Source organism: Rhodoplanes sp. Z2-YC6860, from assembly GCF_001579845.1.
Taxonomy (GTDB): domain Bacteria; phylum Pseudomonadota; class Alphaproteobacteria; order Rhizobiales; family Xanthobacteraceae; genus Z2-YC6860.
Genome location: NZ_CP007440.1, coordinates 4658843 through 4680183, shown reverse-complemented (window position 1 = coordinate 4680183; position 21341 = coordinate 4658843). Strand labels below are relative to the sequence as shown.

The 21341-nt window shown below is 63.2% G+C and carries 14 protein-coding genes; 5 read left to right on the top strand and 9 right to left on the bottom strand.

The genetic code is table 11. The annotated features are described in order from the left end of the window. Window positions 1-270 precede the first annotated feature (270 nt). Window positions 271-2247, top strand: a complete 1977-nt coding sequence (locus tag RHPLAN_RS21710) for an autotransporter assembly complex protein TamA (RefSeq protein WP_237179884.1) — start codon at window positions 271-273, stop codon at window positions 2245-2247. 29 nt (window positions 2248-2276) lie between these two features. Then, window positions 2277-6554 carry a translocation/assembly module TamB domain-containing protein gene (locus RHPLAN_RS21705; protein ID WP_068021815.1) on the top strand — a complete coding sequence of 1426 codons (4278 nt, stop codon included), beginning with the start codon at window positions 2277-2279 and terminating at the stop codon, window positions 6552-6554. Window positions 6555-7002: 448 nt separating this feature from the next. Here the strand turns inward: RHPLAN_RS21705 and rpmG are convergent, their stop codons facing one another. From rpmG to soxR, 5 genes are all read right to left on the bottom strand, one after another. Beyond that, window positions 7003-7170: a 50S ribosomal protein L33 gene (rpmG, locus tag RHPLAN_RS21700; RefSeq protein WP_068021813.1), complete on the bottom strand. Its 168-nt coding sequence runs from the start codon at window positions 7168-7170 to the stop codon at window positions 7003-7005. Between the two features lie 106 nt (window positions 7171-7276). Further along, entirely contained in the window at window positions 7277-8008 is a 732-nt protein-coding gene (locus RHPLAN_RS21695; RefSeq protein ID WP_068021810.1) for an NUDIX hydrolase, read from the bottom strand. Beyond that, window positions 8005-10293, bottom strand: coding sequence for a ribonuclease R (rnr, locus tag RHPLAN_RS21690; protein WP_068021805.1), 2289 nt, complete (start codon window positions 10291-10293; stop codon window positions 8005-8007). The genes RHPLAN_RS21695 and rnr overlap by 4 nt, the downstream gene beginning before the upstream one ends. 106 nt (window positions 10294-10399) lie before the next feature. Then, window positions 10400-13147, bottom strand: coding sequence for a type I DNA topoisomerase (topA, locus tag RHPLAN_RS21685; RefSeq protein ID WP_068021804.1), 2748 nt, complete (start codon window positions 13145-13147; stop codon window positions 10400-10402). A 439-nt stretch (window positions 13148-13586) separates the two neighbouring features. Then, the gene (soxR, locus tag RHPLAN_RS21680) at window positions 13587-14048 is read right to left on the bottom strand and encodes a redox-sensitive transcriptional activator SoxR (RefSeq protein ID WP_068021803.1); all 462 of its coding nucleotides are present in this window, start codon (window positions 14046-14048) and stop codon (window positions 13587-13589) included. A gap of 130 nt (window positions 14049-14178) precedes the next feature. Between soxR and fdxA the strand changes: the two genes are divergently transcribed. Then, window positions 14179-14517 (top strand): ferredoxin FdxA, encoded by a 339-nt coding sequence (fdxA, locus tag RHPLAN_RS21675; protein WP_068021801.1) that lies wholly within the window; start codon window positions 14179-14181, stop codon window positions 14515-14517. Between the two features lie 12 nt (window positions 14518-14529). On the opposite strand, the gene RHPLAN_RS21670 is transcribed toward fdxA, so the two are convergent. After that, window positions 14530-15393, bottom strand: a complete 864-nt coding sequence (locus tag RHPLAN_RS21670; protein WP_198164441.1) for a Bug family tripartite tricarboxylate transporter substrate binding protein — start codon at window positions 15391-15393, stop codon at window positions 14530-14532. A 166-nt stretch (window positions 15394-15559) separates the two neighbouring features. Further along, window positions 15560-16480, bottom strand: coding sequence for a TauD/TfdA dioxygenase family protein (locus tag RHPLAN_RS21665; protein ID WP_157100400.1), 921 nt, complete (start codon window positions 16478-16480; stop codon window positions 15560-15562). Window positions 16481-16659: 179 nt separating this feature from the next. Between RHPLAN_RS21665 and RHPLAN_RS21660 the strand changes: the two genes are divergently transcribed. Further along, window positions 16660-17580 carry an NADP-dependent oxidoreductase gene (locus RHPLAN_RS21660; protein WP_068021793.1) on the top strand — a complete coding sequence of 307 codons (921 nt, stop codon included), beginning with the start codon at window positions 16660-16662 and terminating at the stop codon, window positions 17578-17580. Window positions 17581-17645: 65 nt separating this feature from the next. Then, window positions 17646-18566, top strand: a complete 921-nt coding sequence (locus RHPLAN_RS21655; protein WP_237179883.1) for a Bug family tripartite tricarboxylate transporter substrate binding protein — start codon at window positions 17646-17648, stop codon at window positions 18564-18566. A gap of 61 nt (window positions 18567-18627) precedes the next feature. Here RHPLAN_RS21655 and msrA read toward each other — a convergent pair whose 3' ends face one another. Further along, window positions 18628-19152, bottom strand: coding sequence for a peptide-methionine (S)-S-oxide reductase MsrA (gene msrA / locus RHPLAN_RS21650; protein WP_068031641.1), 525 nt, complete (start codon window positions 19150-19152; stop codon window positions 18628-18630). A gap of 131 nt (window positions 19153-19283) precedes the next feature. Further along, window positions 19284-21314 (bottom strand): YgiQ family radical SAM protein, encoded by a 2031-nt coding sequence (locus RHPLAN_RS21645; protein WP_068021783.1) that lies wholly within the window; start codon window positions 21312-21314, stop codon window positions 19284-19286. Window positions 21315-21341: the final 27 nt, after the last annotated feature.

Below are 21341 nucleotides of genomic sequence, written 5' to 3'. Positions count from 1 at the left end.
ACGCGCCCGGATCACCTCTTCATGGTTGTCGAAGGGGAATTCACCGCGGGGAACCGGTGGCCGTATCGTACCGCTCAGATCTGTGACTGATGCGCATCGTGACATGCAATACGCGCGGAATCAGGAAACCGCTACGCCGAGCAGTTGGCAAACATAAGAGTGCCAACAAACAGCCCCATTCAACATCACATCATTGACGTCGTTTCGAAGTTCTCGCGCGCGAACATTTCACCTCAATGTTCCGTGTGATCGTACTGCAGGCGAGGTTGAGTGAGTTACTGGGAAGCGCGGCCATTATCGCAAGCCAGAAAAATTGGCGCCCTGAGGAGTTGGATCTGCGCGTTCATGGCCTCGCCATTGATCGCCTCCCACGCGCATGCGGATGATACGAGCTTCTTCGGGCAATCCATTGCGTGGTTCAATCCAAACAAGGCTGCGACCGACACCACTGCGCCCGATGCGACGCCTTACACGGTCACTTTCAATGTTGCGGGCGGCGAACGTTCGATCCGTTCGGCAGTAGAAGGTGCCTCCAATCTCGAGAGCCTGAAGCAGCAGGCGCCAGCCGGCGCGTCGGGTCTGATCCGACGTGCCTTCGCTGATCGGGACCGCATTCTCGCTGCGCTCTACACCGAGGCTCGTTATGCCGGCAAGGTGACCATCACGGTCGCCGGGCGGTCGCCCAACGACCCAGCGGCGTTCGAGGTGGTCAACGCCGCTCGCCAAACCGGTCCGGTGCCGGTTACCGTGTTTGTCGAACCGGGGCCGGTGTTCAAGTTCGGCGTGGTGCATTTGCTTGATGCCTCGGGCCGCCGTCCGATCCCCATCACGCTGACGTCGAAGCAAATGGGTCTTGTGACCGGCGAAGCGGCCCATAGCACCGACGTCACTGATGCAGAGCGCATCATCGTCAGCGCCTTGCGTGAAGATGGCCACCCCTTTGCTCGCATCGTCAGTAAGGACGTGGTGGCGGACCATGCCACCAAGACACTGAACGTTACATTTTTGGTGGAGGCGGGGCCTGTGGCGACATTCGGAGCCTTCACAGTGTCCGGCGCGCAACGGCTCAGGCCTGGATTTGTCGAAGAGCGCATCGATATCCAGCCTGGCGAGCCCTATTCACCCAGGCGCCTCGCCAGGCTGCGAAAACGCTTGGCAGAATTTGAATCCATCGCCAGCGTTCGCTTGCGCGAAGCAGACCAACTCGACGCCAATGGCCAATTGCCGATCCATGTGGATGTGACCGAGCGTGACCCGCGTTATGTCGGCTTTGGTGCCAAGTATTCCACGACCGAAGGCTCGGTCGGAAATGTCTTCTGGGGTCACCGCAATCTGTTTGGCGGTGGCGAGACGTTGAGGATCGATGGGCAGGCATCCTGGTTTGGCAGTAAGCCTCAAGCGGTGCCCGACGCCGATCCGCTCGGTTACAAGGTGTCTGCCACCTTCGTGAAGCCCGGCATCTATACCCCGGTCGATGATCTCGTCGCACAGGGGGCAGTGCTGCGGGAGGTAACTAATGCCTATGTCCGTGACGCCACCACTTTCCTCGGCGGCGTGCGTCACCGCTTCAACGACAAGCTCACGATGCAGGTGAGTCTCGATCTCGAGCAGTCGCGCGTACAGGACGCGATCGGGACGAAGGACTATTCCATTGCCGGCGTTCCGGTCGATGTCGCCTACGACACCACCGACAACCTGTTCGATCCCTCTAAAGGCATTCGTCTCAATGCGACGTTCGAGCCGTTTGCCCATCTCGGTGATGGTGGTGCGGGGCCGCTGATGATGAAGGGCTCGCTCTCTGCCTATCACGCGCTCGACGAGGATAAACGCTTCATCCTTGCCGGCAGGGTGGCAGCAGGCAGCGTAACCGGGGCGAACCTCTTCGACATCCCAGCCCAACGCCGCTTCTACGTCGGCGGGGGCGGCTCCTTGCGCGGCTTCGACTACCAGTCGGCGAGTCCGCGTGATGCGCAGGGCAACATCATTGGTGGCTTGAGCTTCTTCACCGCCTCAGCAGAGGCGCGGATCAGGATCACCGATTCGATCGGCATCGTGCCCTTCTTCGACATGGGCTCGGCCTCCGCTTCCGAAACGCCCGATTTGGGCAACTTGCGCTATGCCGCCGGCATTGGCCTCCGTTACTACACTTCGCTTGGCCCGATCCGGTTTGATTTCGCTGTCCCCCTCAATCCGCGTGATGGGGATTCTCGTTACGGATTTTATATCAGTCTGGGACAGGCCTTCTGAGACAGATCGCTCACCCTTTAGGCCGGCTCATGCGCTGGTTCGGTCTTGCCGCGGCGATGCTGGCGGTTTTGCTCGCCGTCGTCTTTGTTGCGCTCCAGACGGGCCCTGGCAAACGGATACTGGCTCGGCTTGGCGGGACGCTCGCGTCCGGAGGCGGACTTACGGTCACTGTTTCGGATATTGAAGGCGCAATTTCGGCCAGCATGACCGTTGGTTCCGTGACGCTCGCGGACTCGCACGGTGAGTTCGCCCGGATCGAAGGCCTGCGCCTGGTGTGGAGGCCCTTCGCGTTGTTCAGCGCTACCCTCGCAGTGGAGTCGCTGGAAGCGTCTAAAGTCAATCTCGCGCGAAAGCCCGACCTGCCTGCAGCCACAAAGGGCGAAAACAGCGGCCGCGGCTTCAGCTTGCCGCTGCGCTTGGTGTTGGAGCATCTCGGGGTCAAAGAGATCGAAATCGCCGAATCCCTTGTTGGGCAAGCGGCAATGCTCAGCTTCACCGCGTCCGCACGACTCATGGAGCCGTCGCGAGGGCTTTCGCTTTCATTCGCGCTCGATCGCCATGATCGCGAAGGCGCTGTGAAAGGTTCGATCGGCTTTGAACCGAGCACACAGACGCTCAATATCGATGCGCAGGCACGCGAACCGGAAGGCGGCTTGGTGGCGCGTCTCGCAAACCTCGAAGGCCTCCCTGCGATCAAAGCCGAGATCAAGGGCCGCGGCCCTCTCGATTCCTGGAACGGAGCGCTCAATCTCACTGTGGGCGACACCGCCGTGATCACGGGCGCAGCCAGCATCCGACGTCAGGATCAGCGCTATAAAGCAGAACTCGGCATAGATGCCGACGTGCAACGGCTGCTGCCAGCCAATGTCGCCCCCCTGTTCGAGGGCGTGTCGAAGGTCACGGCTGTCGCGTTTGCCGGCGACGGCATGCGAATTGACGTGGAGTCGCTCACCATCGATGCTGCGGGCGTTGGCGTCGGTCTCATCGGTTCGGTGGATTTAAGGGAGGGCACCACCGATCTCGCCTTCAAAGCGACGGGCAGGGAGGCGGAGCGTTTCGCGGCGCTTCTGCCGGATGCGGCCTGGAGCGATCTGCGTCTCGAGGGAACATTGCGCGGCGCCTATGGATCCCCGGCTGTCTTGGTGAAACTGGCTGCTCAGGACTTTGGTGCGGCTGGGTACAGCGCAAAAGCGCTGGATCTCCATGCCGAAACCATCCCCGATAACGCAGGTGGGATGGCCTGGCACACGGACGGAAGTCTCGAGGGTCTTCAAGGGCGTGACCCGCAGACGACCGCAGCACTTGGCGGAAAAGGCGGCTTCTCGTTCTCTGGCGCCGTGCCGGCAAACGGAGCGCCGTCTCTTACGAAGGCGGATGTATCCTTCGTCCCATTCAGTCTTCGCTTCGCAGGTCGAGCAGGGGCCGATGGAGCTGAAGGTGTGTTGCAATTGTTTCGGCTCGACCTTGCCGCTCTGTCGCCGCTTGCGGGGCAGCGGCTACGGGGCGCTGTGACATTCGATGCCAATCTCAGTGGTGGCGATGCGCAGCACATCGTTCGCGCACGCATTAAGGGGGCGTCGAAAGACGTCGCCACGGGCGTTACTGCTATCGACGGTCTGCTCGGCGGCAATGCAACCCTTGAGGGGGCGGTCGCCTTCGGCGCGGGCGGAGCCGTCGCAGCGAATGATCTGACGCTCAAGGCCGCCGGGCTGAACATAGAGGTGGGTGGCCGAATTGATCGCCGCGTGGCCGACCTTGTCGGCCATATCCATTTGCCAGATCTCAAGCGTGTCGATCCTCGTCTCGAAGGTCGCGCTGAAGCGGAAGCGACCTTCGCGGGCAATCTCACGGCTCTTGCCGCAAAGATGCAGATCACTGTGCCGAAAGGCCGGGCGATGGGTGAGTCCATCGAAGGCCTTGCACTCGATCTTCACGCGCGCGATCTCACAGGCCGGCCCGAAATCGATGCGCGGCTCGTGGGTCGTATCGGCAACAAGTCTGCGAACGGCACGGCCGGATTCTCCCGGGTTGCCCGCGACAGCAGCATGCAGAACGCTTTCAGTCTTTCAGTCGGCTCTGTGACGGCGAAGGGCAACGTCAATGTCAGCGACAAGGGGTTGCTCGACGGAAACATCACGTTCGACGCCCGGGATCTGTCCGATCTTTCGGCACTCACTTTGACCGAGCTGGCTGGTACCGCGAAGGTGAGCATCAGTCTGACGGCCAAGGACGGCAAGCAGGGCGCCGCCGTCAATGCTACGGCCGTCAAGCTGCGCGCGGCGGGCGCTGTGCTTAATGCCGCTCATATGGATTTGTCGATTGCTGACGCTACAGCCGCTCCGGCGCTTGACGGCCAAATAGAACTGACGGGACTCTCGGTTGGTGCGCGAGGCATTGACAAGGCCACCTTACGTACCAACAGCAGCGGCGGTGGCTTGACCGCGTTCAAACTTGACGCCATTGCGCAGGGCGCCGCGCTCGCCGCAACAGGGCGACTCAACCTGAGTGCGGACAGAACTATCGTTCGGCTCGACACCTTCCGCGCCGCCAAAGGTCGCACCGATCTCACCTTGTCGGCGCCGGCAACCTTCACTTCGCACCATGACGTGTTGGCTGTCGACCGTCTCGCCCTTTTATCCGGTGGCGGAAGCGCGACGGTGCGCGGCAAGGCTGGCAAGACGTTCGATCTCGATGTGGATCTGCGCAACCTGCCGCTCGCAATCGCCTCGCTCGTTGATCCCAAGATCGACCTGTCGGGCACGGCGAGCGGCAGGGCGAGGGTCGCAGGATCCGCGACCATGCCGAACGGCGATTACGATCTGTCCGTCTCACGAATCAGTACGCCGGATCTTGCGCGTTCCGGCGTCGGACCACTGGATGTAAAGACCAACGGTACTTTGAGCTCCGGCCGCGTGGGTTTCAATATTGGTGTCTCCGGGCCGTCTTTGACCGGCGTTACGGTGAGCGGCTCGGTGCCGCTGGGCGCGGGGGCAATGGACGTGAATGCCAAGGGCAGCGTCGCGCTCGGCATTGCCAACGCCATGCTCGCCACCTCCGGCGCTCGCGCCTCCGGTAATGCGATCATCGACGCAAAAATTCAGGGGACCTTTACCCAGCCTCGGGCCGGCGGCACCCTGCGTCTTGCTGGAGGCCGCTTCGAGGACACGGTCAATGGTGTGACGCTGGACAAGATCGAAAGCGTCATCACTGGGACCGACCGCTCGGTGACGATCACGTCCCTCAATGCGCGCACGCCAAATGGCGGCAGTCTCTCGGTGAAGGGCAGTGTCGGACTCGATCCCGTGAACGGTTTCCCCGGCAAGGCTGAGATCGCGATGCAGAATGCTGGACTGGTTTCGAGCGAACTGATGCGGCTCGTCGCCGATGGTCAGCTTGTCATGTCGGGCAGCCTCATGAGCAGGCCGCGCCTGACGGGTCGTGTCGATGTGAAGAGCTTGGATATCAACATCCCTGACAAGCGGCTCGGCGGAAGCGACATGCTTGACGTGCGCCATATCAACGCGGAGCCGGGCCGGAAAGACGTCAAAGGAAAGGCAACCGAGACATCTAAGGCGAAGAAAAGTCACAAGCCTGCCGAGGCGGCCTTCGTGGCTGATCTCGAACTCGCGATCAACGCTGCCAACAACATATTTGTGCGCGGCATGGGGGTGGAGTCCGAAATGGGCGGCAACTTGACTCTCAAGGGCACCAGCGCCGCACCGGTGACTGTGGGAGCGTTCGAGATGCAGCGTGGCCGCTTCGACGTGCTCGGCCGCCGGCTTGATTTCACCCGAGGAAAGGTAACGTTCAACGGCGCGATAGACCCCACTCTTGACTTCGTCGCCGAAACCAAGAGCGCCGACGTCACCGCGAAAATCCTGGTTTCGGGGCCCGCGTCCCAGCCGCAGATCAGCTTCTCGTCGACTCCCGAACTTGCGCAGGACGAGGTTCTTGCGCGTTTGCTTTTCGGTAAATCCGCGGGATCACTCACCGCCGGCCAGGCCGTCATGCTGGCGCAGACCGTCGCTCAGTTTTCCGGCGGCGGCCCAGGCATGTTGGACAAAGTGCGTCGGTCGATCGGGGTCGATAGCCTGGACGTTGGTATGGACAAGGCCGGTACCGGAGGGCAGGTCGGTGTCGGCAAGCGGCTGAATGATCGGGTCTATCTTGGCGTGCGGCAGGGCAGTTCGCCCGGCTCCAGTAAGGCGACGATCGACATCGATGTCGTCAAAAACATTCACATCCAGGGTGCGACCGGCGCCGACGGCGGCACCGAGACCGGCGTCAATGCGCAATGGGATTATTAGCGCTCGCGCCACGGTCCAGGCACGCTCCTGGTTAATCGCGCACGTGTAAACCATAACGGTTTAGGTTGATGACTGATTGCCGGCGAATCCAGAGTTTATCGGGCTTTTGAGCGTTGCTTTCGCGGCTCGTTGAAGTAGCGTGATCTCACGACACGGGCGGCAGCGGAAATCAACTGAGGCGTTGGTTTCGCAAATTCGAGAAGACGTTGTCGCTGCAGAACAGCCCTACGGTTTGCTCAGGTCCGCCGCATCTCCTGAGTTCCGTGGGGTTCGGCCGGTCTGGGAGTGATGCGAGTGGCCTCCTCATGACATCGCTCCCGGCCGGCCACCCTTTTTCGAGAAGTGAATGATTGAACCAAGCTGTTTTGGGTGCCGTATTTCCCCATCACCAAAATGAAAAGGGCGCCGCGAGGCGCCCTTTATATTTATGGCGGTATCGATCGCCGGTTTACTTGATCTTGCCCTCGACGAATTCGACGTGCTTCTTCGCGATCGGGTCGTACTTCTTCATCTTGAGCTTCTCGGTCATCGTGCGCGAGTTCTTCTTGGTGACGTAGTAGAAGCCGGTGTCCGCGCTGGAGACGAGCTTGATCTTGGTGCTGACGGCCTTGGCCATGACGGTCCTCGAAATCGAATGGATTTGGCCCGGAAACTAGCCACCGGACCGCGAAAGTCAAGGAATCCCAAAGGAGTGTCGGGAAAGCCCGGAACCCCGCGGATTCTCAAAGGAATTCCCGCACCCGCGTCTTGCCCTTGACCCGATAGAACGGCACCGGGAGGTCGTGGCTGAAGCCTTCCTTGAGCTGCTTGTCGAGGTCGAGCAGCACAATCTCGGTGATGGCCAGGAGCTCAATCCGCTCCTTGATGCCATCGAGCGGCAGCCAGACCAGTTCCACCAGCTCCGAATCCGGCCCGACCTTGCCCTCGATCTTGTGGGCGATGGCGGAGACGTCGGCCGTGAAGAAACGGGTGTCGTAGCGCCGCGACCGGCGAGGGGGCGTGATAGCGCGGGCGATGAAATGCACGGTCGAGAGGTCCGGATAGATGTTGGCCTCGGCGAAGGCCTGCCACGGCCCGGGCGGCGCCTTGGGCGCGCTGTCGCGCTTTTCGCCCAAAAACAGCCCGGTCTCCTCGAAAGTTTCGCGGATCGCAGCCAGCGCCAGCGCCTGGGCCTTGCCAGCGCTCGGGCGCTTTACGTGCTGCATCAGCTTCTGCTCGGCGCGCGGATCGAGCGGCGCGCCGGCTGTCATCTTGCGGTCGGCGGGATCGACGCGGCCGCCCGGGAACACGAACTTGCCGGGCATGAAGACAAGGTCGTGGCGCCGCTTGCCCATCAGCACCAACGGCTGCGGCCCGCTGCGGTCGAGCAGAATGAGCGTCGCGGCGTCCCTCGGCGGCCGGTTGGGATGGCCGGGCTGGGCGTCGGTGGTGAAGCGTTGCAGGAGATCGGTCATTTGCGACGCGGACCATAGCGCTTTTTGGGGCCGCGTTCAGGCCGCGATTTTGCGGAGCGGCGCTGCGACGGCCGCTGTTGCGCGCGCCCGACAATCTTGCCTTCCGACAGGAGCTCGAAACGCAGCGCGCCCGCGACCGGCGCAGCCTCGACGAGCTTCACCGTGACGCGATCACCGAGCCGGTAGGTTTCGCCCGTCGAGTTGCCGACCATGGCGTGCATGTCTTCCTCGTAGCGGAAGTACTCGTTGCCGATGGTGCGAGCCGGTACGAAGCCGTCGGCGCCAGTGTGGTCGAGCTTGATGAAGATACCGGCGCGGGTGACGCCCGAGATGCGGCCTTCGAACGTGGCGCCGATCTTGTCGGAGAGGAAATGTGCGATCAGCCGGTCTTTGGTCTCGCGCTCGGCCTTCATGGCGCGCCGCTCGGAGGCGGAAATCTGCGCCGCCACTTCGGCCAGCGCCGCGTGATCCTGGCTCTCGGGGAGATCGTCCGAGCCGAAGCGTCCCGCCCGGATCAGCCCACGATGCACCACAAGGTCGGCATAGCGCCGGATCGGCGAGGTGAAGTGCGCGTAGCGGCGAAGGTTCAGGCCGAAATGGCCGATGTTATCGGCGGAATATTCGGCCTGGGCCTGTGAGCGCAGCACCACCTCGTTAACCAGCGCGTCGACGTCCTGGCCCTTGGTTTGGCCGAGGATGCGGTTGAACTGCTCGGAGCGAAGCACGCCGCCCTTGGGCAGCGAGATGTGTAGCGTCTCGAGGAATTTGCGCAGCGCTTCGGTTTTCTCCAGCGAGGGCTCGTCGTGCGCCCGGTAGATCAGCGGTACGCGCGCCTTTTCCAGCGTCTCGGCCGCCGCGACGTTGGCGAGGATCATGAACTCCTCGATCAGCCGGTGCGACTCCAGCCGCTCGGGCACGACGACACGGTCGACGGTGCCGTCGGCCTTGAGCAGGATTTTCCGTTCGGGCAGGTCGAGGTCGAGCGGACCGCGGGCGTCTCTCGCGCGTTTCAACGCTTCGTAAGCGGCGTACAGCGGCTTCAGCACGTTCTCGAGAAGCGGTCCGGTGTCGTCGTCGGTACGGCCGCCGATCGCCATCTGCGCCTGCTCGTAATTGAGCTTGGCGGCCGAGCGCATCAGCACCCGATGGAACGTGTGCGAGCGCTTGCGGCCGTCGGGGCCGATGATCATCCGCACCGCAAGCGCGGCGCGATCTTCGCGCGGGCGCAGCGAGCAGAGATCGTTGGAAATGCGCTCCGGCAGCATCGGCACCACGCGGTCCGGGAAATAGACCGAGTTGCCGCGTTTGACCGCTTCGCGATCAAGCGCCGAGCCCGGCCGCACGTAGTGCGCGACGTCGGCGATCGCGACCGTGAGGATATGCCCGCCCGGATTGTCCGGGTCGGGATCTGGCCCGGCGTGGACCGCATCGTCGTGATCTTTCGCATCGACCGGATCGATGGTGACGAGCGCGAGCTTCCGCCAATCCTCACGGCCTTCAAGCGTTGCGGGTTTTGCCGCATGGGCCTCGGCTTCGACCGCGACCGGAAACACGTGGGGGATGTCGTGGGCGTGGATCGCGATGATGCTTACGGCGCGCTCGGTCTTGAGCGAGCCGAGCCGCTCCTCGACGCGCGCCACGGGCAGGCCGAAGCGCTGCACCTGGACGCTCACCGCGATCAGGTCGCCGTCCTGGGCGTCTTTCGTCGCGCCGCTCGGGATCGACAGCTCCTTGCCAAGCTGCTTTTTGTCGACCGGCACGAGCCGGCCGCCGCCGCCCGGCAGCGCACGGAAGATGCCAAGCGCGCGGGTCTTGGCCTTGTCGATGATCTTGATGACGCGGCCGTTGTAGGCGACGTCCCGGCTGCCGTCTTCTTGGCGCGCTTCATGGACACGAAGCAGTGCCCGGTCGCCGACGCCGGCGACCTCATGAGGCCGCGCCTTCCGCGGCGTGACGATGCGGATCTTCGGGACCGGACCGTGCTCGTCCACGTCCCATTCGGTGGGGGTGGCGAGCAGTTCGCCGTCGCGGTCACGGCCGGTGATGTCGGCGAGCGTCACGTCGGGCAGCGTGCCCGCCTTGTGCAGCTTCTTTCTGCGGGCTTCGACCCGGCCGCCGTCTTCGAGCTCGCGCAGCAGGCGCTTCAACTCGGCGCGGCGGTCATTCTTGAGGTTGAAGGCCCGGGCGATCTCCCGGATGCCGGCCTTGCCGTGATGTTCGTTGATGAAGGCAAGGACCTGGTCCTTGCTGGGGAAGGGGATGTGTTTGGGTGGATTTCGTACCAATGAAAAATAGCCTGAGTTTCAAAACACCGGGCGAGTAAAGCACGCTCCGGTGTCTTCAATGTAGGAACCGGGCGGCCGAATTTCCAGCACGCCCGGTTCCGGAATCTTATTCAGCGGCCTCCGCTTTCGGAGTCTTCGCCTTCTTGGACTTGCTCGGCGCCTTGGCGGTGCTGGCGGCAGCAGCCTTCTTCGGCTTCGCTGCTACCTTGGGCTCCGCCTTGACTGTCGTCTTCGGTGCGGCCTTGGCCTTGGGAGCAGCCTTTGGCGCCGCCGCCTTGGTGGCCGTTGCCGCGCCACGGGCCGGACGCTTCCGCCGCGCGCTCGACCCGCCGCTCTTCGGGGGGCGGGCGTCGATTAACGCCGCCGCCTCGTCGAGCGTGATGGTCTCCGGCGTCTTGTCGTTCGGCAGGTTGGCGTTGACGCCGTCGTGGCTCACGTAAGGCCCGTAGCGGCCGTTCTTGGCGACGATCATGCCGCCCTTCTGCGGATGCTCGCCGAGCTGCTTGCCAGGGTCGGCGCCGCGCCGGCCCTTGCCCGGATTGGCCTTCTTCTCTTCGATCAGCGTCACGGCACGGTTGAGGCCGATGTTCAGAATGTCCTCGTCCGCGCCGATGTTGGCGTAGGTCTTGCCATGCTTGACGTAAGGCCCGAAGCGCCCCACGCCGGCGATGATGTCCTCGCCGTCGTCCGGATGCTTGCCGACCACACGAGGCAGCGCGAGAAGCTTCAGGGCGCGCTCGAGATCGATCTCGTCCGGCGACACACCCTTGGGCAGGCTCGCCCGTTTGGGTTTCACCGCCGTGCCGTCTTCGTCCTTGGTGGCCTCGCCCAATTGCAGATAGCTGCCGAAACGGCCGGAGCGCACGGTGACTTCGAGCTTGGTCTCCGGATCCTCGCCGAGCTTGCGCATGCCGCCGCCGGCGCCATCGGGACCTGCCGTGAGCTGCCTTGTGTACTTGCACTCCGGATAGTTCGAGCAGCCGATGAAGCCGCCGAACCGGCCGAGCTTGAGCCCGATCTTGCCGGTGCCGCAGTTCGGGCACTGGCGCGGGTCGGTGCCGTCGGGCTTGGGCGGAAACAGGTGAGGGGCCAGCACCTCGTCGAGCGCGTCGATCACTTGCGCGACGCGCAGATCTTTGATGCTGCTGATCGCGACCATGAAGTCGCGCCAGAAGTCGCGGAGCACGTCCTTGTAGGGCAGCTCGTTGTTGGAGATCAGGTCGAGCTGCTCTTCGAGATTGGCGGTGAAATCGTATTCCACGTACTTCTGGAAGAAGTTCTCCAGGAACGCGGTCAGCACCCGGCCTTTGTCTTCCGGAATGAGCCGCTTCTTGTCGAGCCGTACATAGCCGCGGTCCTTCAGCACCTGCAGGATCGATGCGTAGGTCGAAGGCCGGCCGATGCCGAGCTCTTCCATGCGCTTGACGAGCGAGGCTTCCGAATAGCGCGGCGGCGGCTCGGTGAAGTGCTGGCTCGCCAGGATCTCGCGCTTCTGCAGCGCCTCGCCGGTGCTCATCGCCGGCAGACGGTTTGCGTCTTCCTCGTCGGACTTGTCGTCCTGATCCTCGTTGTAGAGCGTGAGGAAGCCATCGAACTTCACCACGGTGCCGGTGGCGCGCAGCTCCAGCAGGCGCGCCGCGACCTTGGCGATGATGTCGACCGTGGTGCGCTCGAGCTCGGCAGATTCCATCTGGCTCGCGATGGTGCGCAGCCAGATCAACTCGTAGAGCTTGGCCTGGTCCGGCTCCAAAAGCTTCCGCACGTCGGCGGGACGCCGGGTGAGATCGGTCGGGCGGATCGCCTCGTGGGCCTCCTGCGCGTTCTTCGACTTCGTGACGTACTGGCGCGGCGAGGACGGCACATAGCGCGGGCCGTAGTCTTTCCCGATCACGCTGCGTGCCGAGGCGATCGCCTCCGGCGCGATGTCGACGCCGTCGGTACGCATATAGGTGATGAGACCCGTGGTCTCGCCGCCGATGTCGATGCCCTCGTAGAGCCGCTGCGCCAGCCGCATGGTGTGCGCCGGCGCGAAGCCGAACTTGCGGCTCGCCTCCTGCTGCAGGGTCGAGGTCATGAAAGGCGGGTAGGGGTTGCGCCGGGCGGGCTTGGCCTCGACCGACTGCACCGTGAACGCCGCGGTCTCCAGCGCCTTCTTGAAATCCTCAGCCTCCTGGCCGGAGCCGATATCGAGCCGCTGGATCTTCTTGCCGTCGGCGCCGACGAGGCGCGCCTCGAAGGTTTCGTTGCGCGGCGTCGCGAGCTTCGCGACCAGCGACCAGTATTCGCGAGCGACGAACCGCTCGATCTCGAGCTCACGGTCCGAGACGAGCTTGAGCGCGACCGACTGCACCCGGCCGGCCGAACGGGCGCCCGGAAGCTTCCGCCACAGCACCGGCGAAAGGGTGAAACCCACGAGGTAATCGAGGGCGCGGCGTGCGAGATACGCATCGACCAGCGCCGCGTCGATCTGGCGCGGGTTCTTCATGGCGTCCGCCACCGCCTGCTTGGTGATGGCGTTGAACACCACGCGCTCGACCGGCTGCGACTTCAGCGCATGCTTCTGTTTCAGCACCTCGAGCACGTGCCAGGAGATCGCCTCACCCTCGCGATCCGGGTCGGTGGCGAGGATCAGCTTCTCAGCGCCTTTGACCGCCTTGGCGATGTCATTGAGCCGCTTGTTCGACTTGTCGTCGACCTCCCAGAGCATGCGGAAATCCTGCTCGGGATCGACGGAACCATCCTTGGCCGGAAGGTCACGAACATGGCCGAACGAGGCCAGGACCTCGTAGCCCGGGCCCAGGTACTTGTTGATCGTCTTGGCCTTGGCAGGCGATTCAACAACGACAACTTTCATTGATTACCAATGGGTTGAGTGAATTTCTTCGTCTGGATTCCGATATATTCGGGTTGCCCGACTCTGCCGGAACATGGGTAACTCAGCGGCCCCTGTCAAATTGTGAAGGTTCCGGCGGTGGACGGGACAGCCGTCCTCTGCACGGTAAACGACAGATTTTCAACGTGGCTCAAAGGACGTGATCGCGACGTGAAACCCGGTTCGGCTGCGGCCAGATAGAGCTTCGGTGGTGCCCCGGCACTGGTTCATTTGCTCGGCAAGCCGCCCATTTTGGTGGCTGCGCCTTGCCGCCACCATATACCACTCAGTGCACACCGGAGCCTTGCCGCTGGGAGCTGATGGCGCAGGGGTTGATCGGGGCCTGGGCGGACCAGATCTGGGCCGTTCGATCTGTTTCAGCGCTTCGCGCAGCGGCAGCCAGCTTTGTCGAGTATCCCTCTCATTCCTGCTCCAGCAACCGCGGGCCTGAGCCCTTCCGTCCGAGCGCATCCTCCGGATTCCGCAGCGGACAGGTCGTGACCGACAAGCATCCGCATCCGATGCAGTCATTGAGCCGATCGCGCAGCTGGATCAGTCGCTGAATGCGGCTGTCGAGCTCTGCTCGCCATCGTGTCGACAGCTTGCGCCAATCGTCGCCGGTGGGCGTGCGCCCCTTGGGAAGCGACGCAAGCGCCTCCTGGATCGTGGCCAGCGGAATCCCGGCTTTCTGCGCCACCCGGATGGTGGCGATACGGCGCAATATGCTGCGCGGGTAGCGGCGCTGGTTGCCACCCGTCCGCGTGCTGCGGATCAGCCCCTTGGATTCGTAGAAGTGGAGAGTCGAGACGGCGACACCGCTTCGCCTTGCGGTCTCTCCGACGCTCAGTCCCAGATCAGGTTTTCCGTTCGTCACCGTGCGCATCAATCCGCTTGACCTCAACCATACTTGAGGTTGTACGCCTCACTTGATCGGCTGTCCAAGTCATCGCGCCGAGAACGCCATTGGGCGCCAAGCGCAAGTTGTCCCGCCACGCCGGCCACGCGGAGGAGCGATGATCCACGTCGTCAACGAGAGCTGCATTAAATGCAAATACACCGATTGCGTTCAGGTGTGCCCGGTCGACTGCTTCCACGAGGGCGAGAACATGCTCGTCATCAACCCGGATGACTGTATCGGCTGCGGAGTCTGCGTGCCGGAGTGTCCGCTCGACGCGATCAAGACCGAATTGGATCCTGGGATGGAGCGGTGGCTCGCCGTCAATGCTCTCTACGCGAAGCAGTGGCCGAATATTGCGATGAAAAGGGAAGCTCCGCCGGACGCCAAGGCGTGGGAGGATACTCCGGACAAGTTTGAGAAGTATTTCTCGCCAAATCCAGGCACGGGCGGCTGACGACGGCCGGGCTCAATCGACCCGGATGTCGAACTCTTTCACAAGCGGCGCCACATCGTCGGCCGATTTCTGAATCGTCGCCTGGAACTCCTGCGGCGTGGAGGAGATGGGGACGGAGCCGGATTTCAACACCAGGTCCCGGTACTCGGGGCTGTCGACGATCCCGCGCACAGCTTCGTTGAGCTGCGCAACGATGTCCGCCGGAATGCCGGAACTGCCGCAGATTCCCAGCCATCCAAAGGCCGTGATCGGCACGCCGCTTTCCTTCAGCGTCGGAACCGTCGGCATGGAGGGCAGGCGCTCATCGCCGGTGACGGCGAGCACCTTGAGCTGTTTCGCTTCATAAAAAGGGAAAACCGCAATCGGCGGGCCGAACACCACGTGGACGCGGCCGGCAATCAGCTCCTGCAGCGAGTCGGCGGAGCCTTTGAACGGAAGGCCGGTCATCTTCATCCCCTCCGTCTTCTCCAACTGCTTGGCGAGGATGTTCTGCATCGAGGCGACGCCGAGCAGGCCGTAATTCAACTCGTTGGGGTGGGCTTTGCCGTAGTCGATGAGTTCGCGGATGTTGGAGGCGGGCACCGCGTTGGAAACAGCGACCGCGTAACTGTACTTGGTGATCAGGCTGATGCCCTGAAGATCGGAAATCTGATATTTGCTCCGGCGGTAGAGCAGAGTGTTGACCGGATCGAAGTAGCTGCAGACCAGCAGATCGTATCCGTCGCGCGGCCGGCTCAGAACCTCGGCCACCGCCAGCGTCGCGCCAGCTCCCGGCTTGTTCTCGACAACAACCGGCACACCGAAGCGGGACGAAAGCCGGTCCGCGATGAAGCGTGCAGGAATGTCGGTTGGACCACCGGCGGTGAACCCGATCACGAGACGGATCGTGCGGTTGGGGTAGTCGGCTGCCGAGGCCGGTCCTGACACTGGTCCTGGAGCGACGGCCATGCCGATCAGGAGGCAACACAGATAGAGCGCTCGGCCGCCTGTCGCCACGGTGTCACCTCTTTCAATCTTGATCTGTGCGTTGGCCGCGCGAATTTCAGTACGGCCGCACGGTGCCTTCCACCGTCGTCCGCAGCATCAAGCGCCTTTGATCCGACGGAAAATCGTCCCTGGCGTGCATGGAGCAACGATTGTCCCAGATCAGCAGATCGCCGACGCGCCACTTGTGACGATAGACGAATTCCGGCCGTTCGGAATGCTCGAAGAGCTTGTCGAGCAGCTTTTCGCTCTGTGGCTCAGGCATGCCTTCGATCGAGCGGGTCATCAGGCGGTTCACGTACAGCGCCTTCCGGCCGGTGTCCTCGTGGGTTCGCACGACAGGGTGGACCGCTTCGCTGTGCGCTTCGACGCCGCCCTTGCCGCGCAGCGTCGAGCCGTAATTGTAGAAATTGTGCGCCCGCTTGCCGTCGATGGCCTTTTTGGTTTCCGGATCCAGCGCGTCGTAAGCCGCATAGCCGCTGGCGAAGAGGGTGTCTCCGCCGTGTGTCGGAATTTCGAGGGAGTAGAGCAGCGTGCCGTTGTGCGGAATCTCCGAATGGATCTGGTCGTGATGGAAATGCATTTCCCCATCGGGCAGAGCGCCGATCGTCTCGCCGTTTTCCCTGATATTCGAAATCATCATGATGTTGGGCAGCAGCCTCGAATATCCCTTCGGAAAGAACTTGGCCGGCCGCGTCAGCTTGGCGAGCGTCCCGAAATAAGAGGTGACGCGCAGGAAGTCTTCCTGGGATAGCTTCTGGTCCCGGAACAGAAGCACCGCGTGATCGAGCCACGCGGCGTGCAGCGCGTGCGCGACGTCGCCGCCCATCTCACGGCTCAGGTCGATTCCCTGAACTTCGGCGCCGATATGCTGGGACAGCTTCTGAACCTTGAACGCCTGATCGGACATGAGAGCCTCCGCCTGGGGCCGGGCAACTGCACGGTGACGCAATGCTAGATGAGATGCCAAAATCCGCACAAGTCGGATTTGACAGAGCAGATTTGGCGGAAACGCGGGTCAGCCGCCGCCCCATTCATGCGGTTTCTGGCAATCCGAGAAATGTCGGGTAACATCCGGCTGCCTTCGCGAATTCTATCGACGCTGTCGTCCCAACTCTGTTGTCTTGTCTGTTGTCTTGGCATGAGGACCAACTCGCCATGAAGGCTGCCTACATCGAACAATTCGGCGGGCCGGAGGTCGTGAAATACGGCGATCTTCCCGACCCGTCGGCCGGGGCAGGTCAGATTGTCGTCGACGCATTTGCGGCAAGCGTCAACGGCGCGGATTGGAAGGTCCGTGTCGGCCGTCACGGTCCGCAGAAATTTCCGCTGGTGTTGGGACGCGATTTCTCCGGCGTGGTGAGCGCGGTGGGCACTGGCGTTACGGATTTGCGCATCGGCGATGAAGTGTTTGGCGTTCTGGAACTGGGCCGGGAAGGGGCTTATGCCGAAAAGGTTTTCATTGCGGCATCCCTCGTGGCGAAGAAGCCAGACGGCGTGTCGCATGTCGACGCCGCGGCTCTGGCGCTGACCGGCCTCACCGCGCTCGTTTCGGTGGAGGACTCGCTGAAGCTGAAGTCTGGCGAGACGATCCTGATCCAGGGCGGCGCCGGCGGGATGGCCAGTTTCGCCATCCAGCTCGCCAAGCATCTCGGCGCGCGCGTCATCACCACGGCCAGCGCCGCGAACGCAGCTTATCTGCGCGACATCGGAGCCGATCAGGTGATCGACTACAACACCACCGACTTCACCAAAGCCGTCAGCAATGTCGATGCGGTGCTCGAGACCGTGGGAGGTGACGTGGCGACGCGCTCCTTCTCGGTCCTGAAGCCAGGCGGCCGCGCCGCTTTCATCGCGTCCGGCAAGACGGCGCCGACGCCCACGCGCAGCGACGTGACGGCGTTGCGGCCTTACGCTGGCCGCGACCGGCGACATCTCGATCGCGTTGCCGCGCTCTATCAGGCAGGGGTCATACGGCGGCCCGAGATCACGCTCTATCGATTGTCCGAAGCCGTCGAAGCCACGCGGGCGAGCGAGGCGCGTCACGTCAAAGGCAAGCTGGTGTTCAAGGTGCGATGAGCGGGATGAGCCATTCGCGACGACAGTTTTTCCGCCAGGTGGCCGCTGGTGCGGCTCTGGCAGCGATGCCGCGAGACTTATCGGCGCAGCAGGACTATCCATCGCGTCCGGTGCGCTGGGTGCTTGGATACACCGCTGGCGGCACCACGGATGTCATATCCCGCCTTGTGACTCAGCCGCTTTCGGAGCGGCTCGGGCAGCCTTTTGTCATCGAGTCCCGTCCTGGCGCTGGCACGAACCTCGCGACCGAATACGTCGTGCGCTCGGCGCCGGATGGATACACGCTGCTCTTCGTCGGCGCGCCAAACACGATCAACACGGCTCTGTATTCGAAATTGAATTTCGATTTCGTGCGCGACATCGCGCCGGTGGGCGCCATCGCGAGCGTGCCCATGGTGCTGATCGTGCATCTCTCGATTCCGGCGACGACGCTTCCCGAATTCATCGCCTACATCCGCGCCAATCCGAAGAAGGTCAACATGGCGTCGTCGGGTGTCGGCGCAACGCCGCATCTGGCGGGCGAACTGTTCAAGATGATGGCTGACGTGGATTTCCAGCACGTGCCTTATCGCGGCGCAGCGCCGGCCCTGACCGATCTGCTCGCCGGCCAGGTTCAGTTCTATTTCTCGACCACGCCCTCGTGCATCGAGCACGTCCGTGCCGGGCGCGTGCGCGGCCTTGCCGTGACCACGGCGAGCCGGCTGGACGCACTTCCTGACCTGCCAACAATCGGCGAGTTCGTCAAAGGCTACGAGGCCACCGCGTGGTACGGTCTCGGCGCGCCGCGCCAGACGCCAAAACCGATCGTCGACCAGCTCAACCGCGAGATCAACGCGGTGCTCGCGGAACCCAGAATGAAGGCGAGGTTCGATGATCTCGGTTGTGTGCTGATTGCCGGCTCGTCCGACGAATTCGGCAAGCTGATTGCCGAAGAAACGGAAAAGTGGGGCAAGGTCGTCAAGTTTTCAGGCGCCCGGGCTGACTGACCGGAGGATTGTTACGCTGCGCTCCTCGACAGCGGCAAGGCTTGGCCTCGCAAGGTTTGGCTCAGCTCGCCTTTGCTGCTTCCGCCCGGCGCGGCAGCTTCCAGTTGGGCCGCACGAAATGGCACGTGTAGCCGTCGGGATATCTCTCCAGATAATCCTGATGCTCCGGCTCCGCTTCCCAGAACGGGCCAGCCGGCGCCACTTCCGTGACGACTTTGCCCGGCCAGAGCTTCGATGCCTCGACATCGGCGATGGTGTCTTCGGCAATTCGTCTCTGTTCGGGCGTCAGATAATAGATGCCGGAGCGATAGCTCGTGCCCCGGTCATTGCCCTGACGGTTGAGCGTGGTCGGGTCGTGAATCTGAAAGAAGAATTCGAGCAGCGCGCGGTAGGTCATGATCGCGGGATCAAAGACGATCTCGATGGCCTCGGCATGCGTGCCATGATTGCGATAAGTCGCATTCGGAACGTCGCCACCGCTGTAACCCACGCGCGTTGAAATCACGCCGGGCATCTTGCGGATCAAATCCTGCATGCCCCAAAAGCAGCCGCCTGCGAGAATGGCGCGTTCTGTTGATGTGGCCATATCGTTTCCTTTCAGGGTCCAGCAAAGACCGGCGGCTTGATTGCCGAGAAACATCATGAAGATAGTGAAGCGAAAGCGGTCTGTGTAGACCGCCGTTGGCCCCAGCTTACGTCAAAGGGCAGCGCGCGGGTTCACTTTCGGAGCGGCACGCCCTTCGTGGTGAAGCGCTGCGCCTTGGCGCCGCCCATCGGGCGTCGCGTCGCAGACGCCTTGCCGGTGCCAGGAGGCTGATGGGCCGGTACGAGCTGGTCGGGGCGTGAGCCGATCAGGTCGGCGCGGCCCATCTGTTTCAGCGCGTCGCGCAGCAGCGGCCAGTTGTCGGGGTCGTGATAGCGCAGGAACGCCTTGTGCAGCCGGCGTTGTCGCAGCCCCCGGATCGCCTCGACCTTGTCGCTGGCTCCGCGTCGCACACCGCGCAGCGGGTTGACGCCGGTGTGATACATGGCCGTTGCGGTCGCCATCGGCGAGGGCAGGAAGGTCTGAACCTGGTCGGCGCGGTAGCGGTTCTTCTTCAGCCAGACCGCGAGGTTCATCATGTCCTCGTCGGTCGTGCCCGGATGCGCCGCGATGAAATACGGGATCAGGAAGTATTTCTTGCCGGCCTTCCGCACGGCGTCGTCGAACATTTCCTTGAAGCGGTCGTAGGTGCCGATCCCCGGCTTCATCATCTTGTCGAGCGGGCCGCGCTCGGTGTGCTCGGGCGCGATTTTCAGATAGCCGCCGACATGGTGCGTGACGAGCTCCTTGACGTATTCGGGGCTCTTCACCGCGAGGTCGTAGCGCACGCCGGACGAGACCATCACCTTCTTGACGCCTTGCACCTCGCGGACCTTGCGATAGAGCCTGATGAGATCGTCGTGCGAGGTGTTCAGGTTCGGGCAGATGTCGGGGAACACGCAGGACGGCCGCCGGCACAGCGCCTCGACCTTTGGATCCTTGCACGCCATCCGGTACATGTTGGCGGTCGGGCCGCCGATGTCGGAGATGACGCCGGTGAATCCCGGCGTCTTGTCGCGGATGCGCTCGATCTCACGCAGGATCGAACCTTCCGAGCGGTTCTGGATGATGCGACCCTCGTGCTCGGTGATCGAGCAGAACGTGCAGCCGCCGAAGCAGCCGCGCATGATCGTCACCGAGAACTTGATCATGTCCCAGGCCGGGATCTTGGCGTCGCCGTAGGACGGGTGGGGTGCGCGGGCGTAGGGGAGGTCGTAGACCGCGTCCATCTCCTCCGACGTCAGCGGGATCGGCGGCGGGTTCAGCCACAGGTCGCGATCGCCGTGGCGCTGGACGAGTGCCCGTGCATTGCCGGGGTTGCTTTCCCGATGCAGCACACGCGAGGCGCGGGCGTAGGCCTCTTTGTCGTGCTCGGCCTGTTCGCATGACGGCAGTCGGATCACGGTGTTGTCGCCGCCGTGGCGGCCCGCGCCCTCATCGGCGGAGTCGAGATCGTCGGCGTGCAGTTCCGTGTAGTGATCGGGCACGCTGCGGAACAGCGCGACGCCGCGGATGGAATCGAGGTCGCGCGGCGCTTCGCCTGCGGCGAGCCGATGCGCCACCTCGACCACGGCGCGCTCGGCATTGCCGTAGAGCAGCAGATCGGCCTTGGCATCCGCGAGAGCCGAGCGGCGCACCTTCTCGGACCAATAGTCGTAATGTGCGATCCGGCGCAGCGAGGCTTCGATGCCGCCGAGCACGATCGGGACATCCTTGAACGCCTCACGGCAGCGCTGGGCATAGACGATGGTGCAGCGGTCAGGCCGCCGGCCGCCTTCACCGCCGGGCGTGTAGGCGTCGTCGTGGCGCAGCCTGCGGTCCGCCGTGTAGCGGTTGACCATCGAGTCCATGTTGCCGCCGGTGACGCCGAAGAACACTCGCGGCTTGCCGAGCGCCTTGAACGGCTCGGCCGACTGCCAGTCGGGTTGCGCGATGATGCCGACCCGGAACCCCTGGGCCTCGAGCAGCCTGCCGATGATCGCCATGCCGAAGCTCGGATGGTCGACGTAAGCGTCGCCCGTCACCAAGACGATGTCGCAGGCATCCCAGCCGAGTTCCGTCATCTCGGCGCGGCTCATCGGCAGGAATGGCGCCGCTTTGGCGGCCTGCGCCCGGTTCTGGGACCAGGACATCAGGGGCTTTTCGGCCATAGCGAGAATGGTCATGGCGCCAGGGATAAGACTCCAGGCCTG

What these genes read in the sequence shown, in the direction of transcription:
- topA (WP_068021804.1), bottom strand. Translation starts at nt 13,147, where the DNA reads ATGAAAGTTGTCGTTGTTGAATCGCCTGCCAAGGCCAAGACGATCAAC.
- rpmG (WP_068021813.1), bottom strand. Translation starts at nt 7,170, where the DNA reads ATGGCCAAGGCCGTCAGCACCAAGATCAAGCTCGTCTCCAGCGCGGAC.
- RHPLAN_RS21705 (WP_068021815.1), top strand. Translation starts at nt 2,277, where the DNA reads ATGCGCTGGTTCGGTCTTGCCGCGGCGATGCTGGCGGTTTTGCTCGCC.
- msrA (WP_068031641.1), bottom strand. Translation starts at nt 19,152, where the DNA reads ATGGCCACATCAACAGAACGCGCCATTCTCGCAGGCGGCTGCTTTTGG.
- RHPLAN_RS21660 (WP_068021793.1), top strand. Translation starts at nt 16,660, where the DNA reads ATGAAGGCTGCCTACATCGAACAATTCGGCGGGCCGGAGGTCGTGAAA.
- RHPLAN_RS21645 (WP_068021783.1), bottom strand. Translation starts at nt 21,314, where the DNA reads ATGACCATTCTCGCTATGGCCGAAAAGCCCCTGATGTCCTGGTCCCAG.
- fdxA (WP_068021801.1), top strand. Translation starts at nt 14,179, where the DNA reads ATGATCCACGTCGTCAACGAGAGCTGCATTAAATGCAAATACACCGAT.
- soxR (WP_068021803.1), bottom strand. Translation starts at nt 14,048, where the DNA reads ATGCGCACGGTGACGAACGGAAAACCTGATCTGGGACTGAGCGTCGGA.
- RHPLAN_RS21655 (WP_237179883.1), top strand. Translation starts at nt 17,646, where the DNA reads ATGCCGCGAGACTTATCGGCGCAGCAGGACTATCCATCGCGTCCGGTG.
- RHPLAN_RS21695 (WP_068021810.1), bottom strand. Translation starts at nt 8,008, where the DNA reads ATGACCGATCTCCTGCAACGCTTCACCACCGACGCCCAGCCCGGCCAT.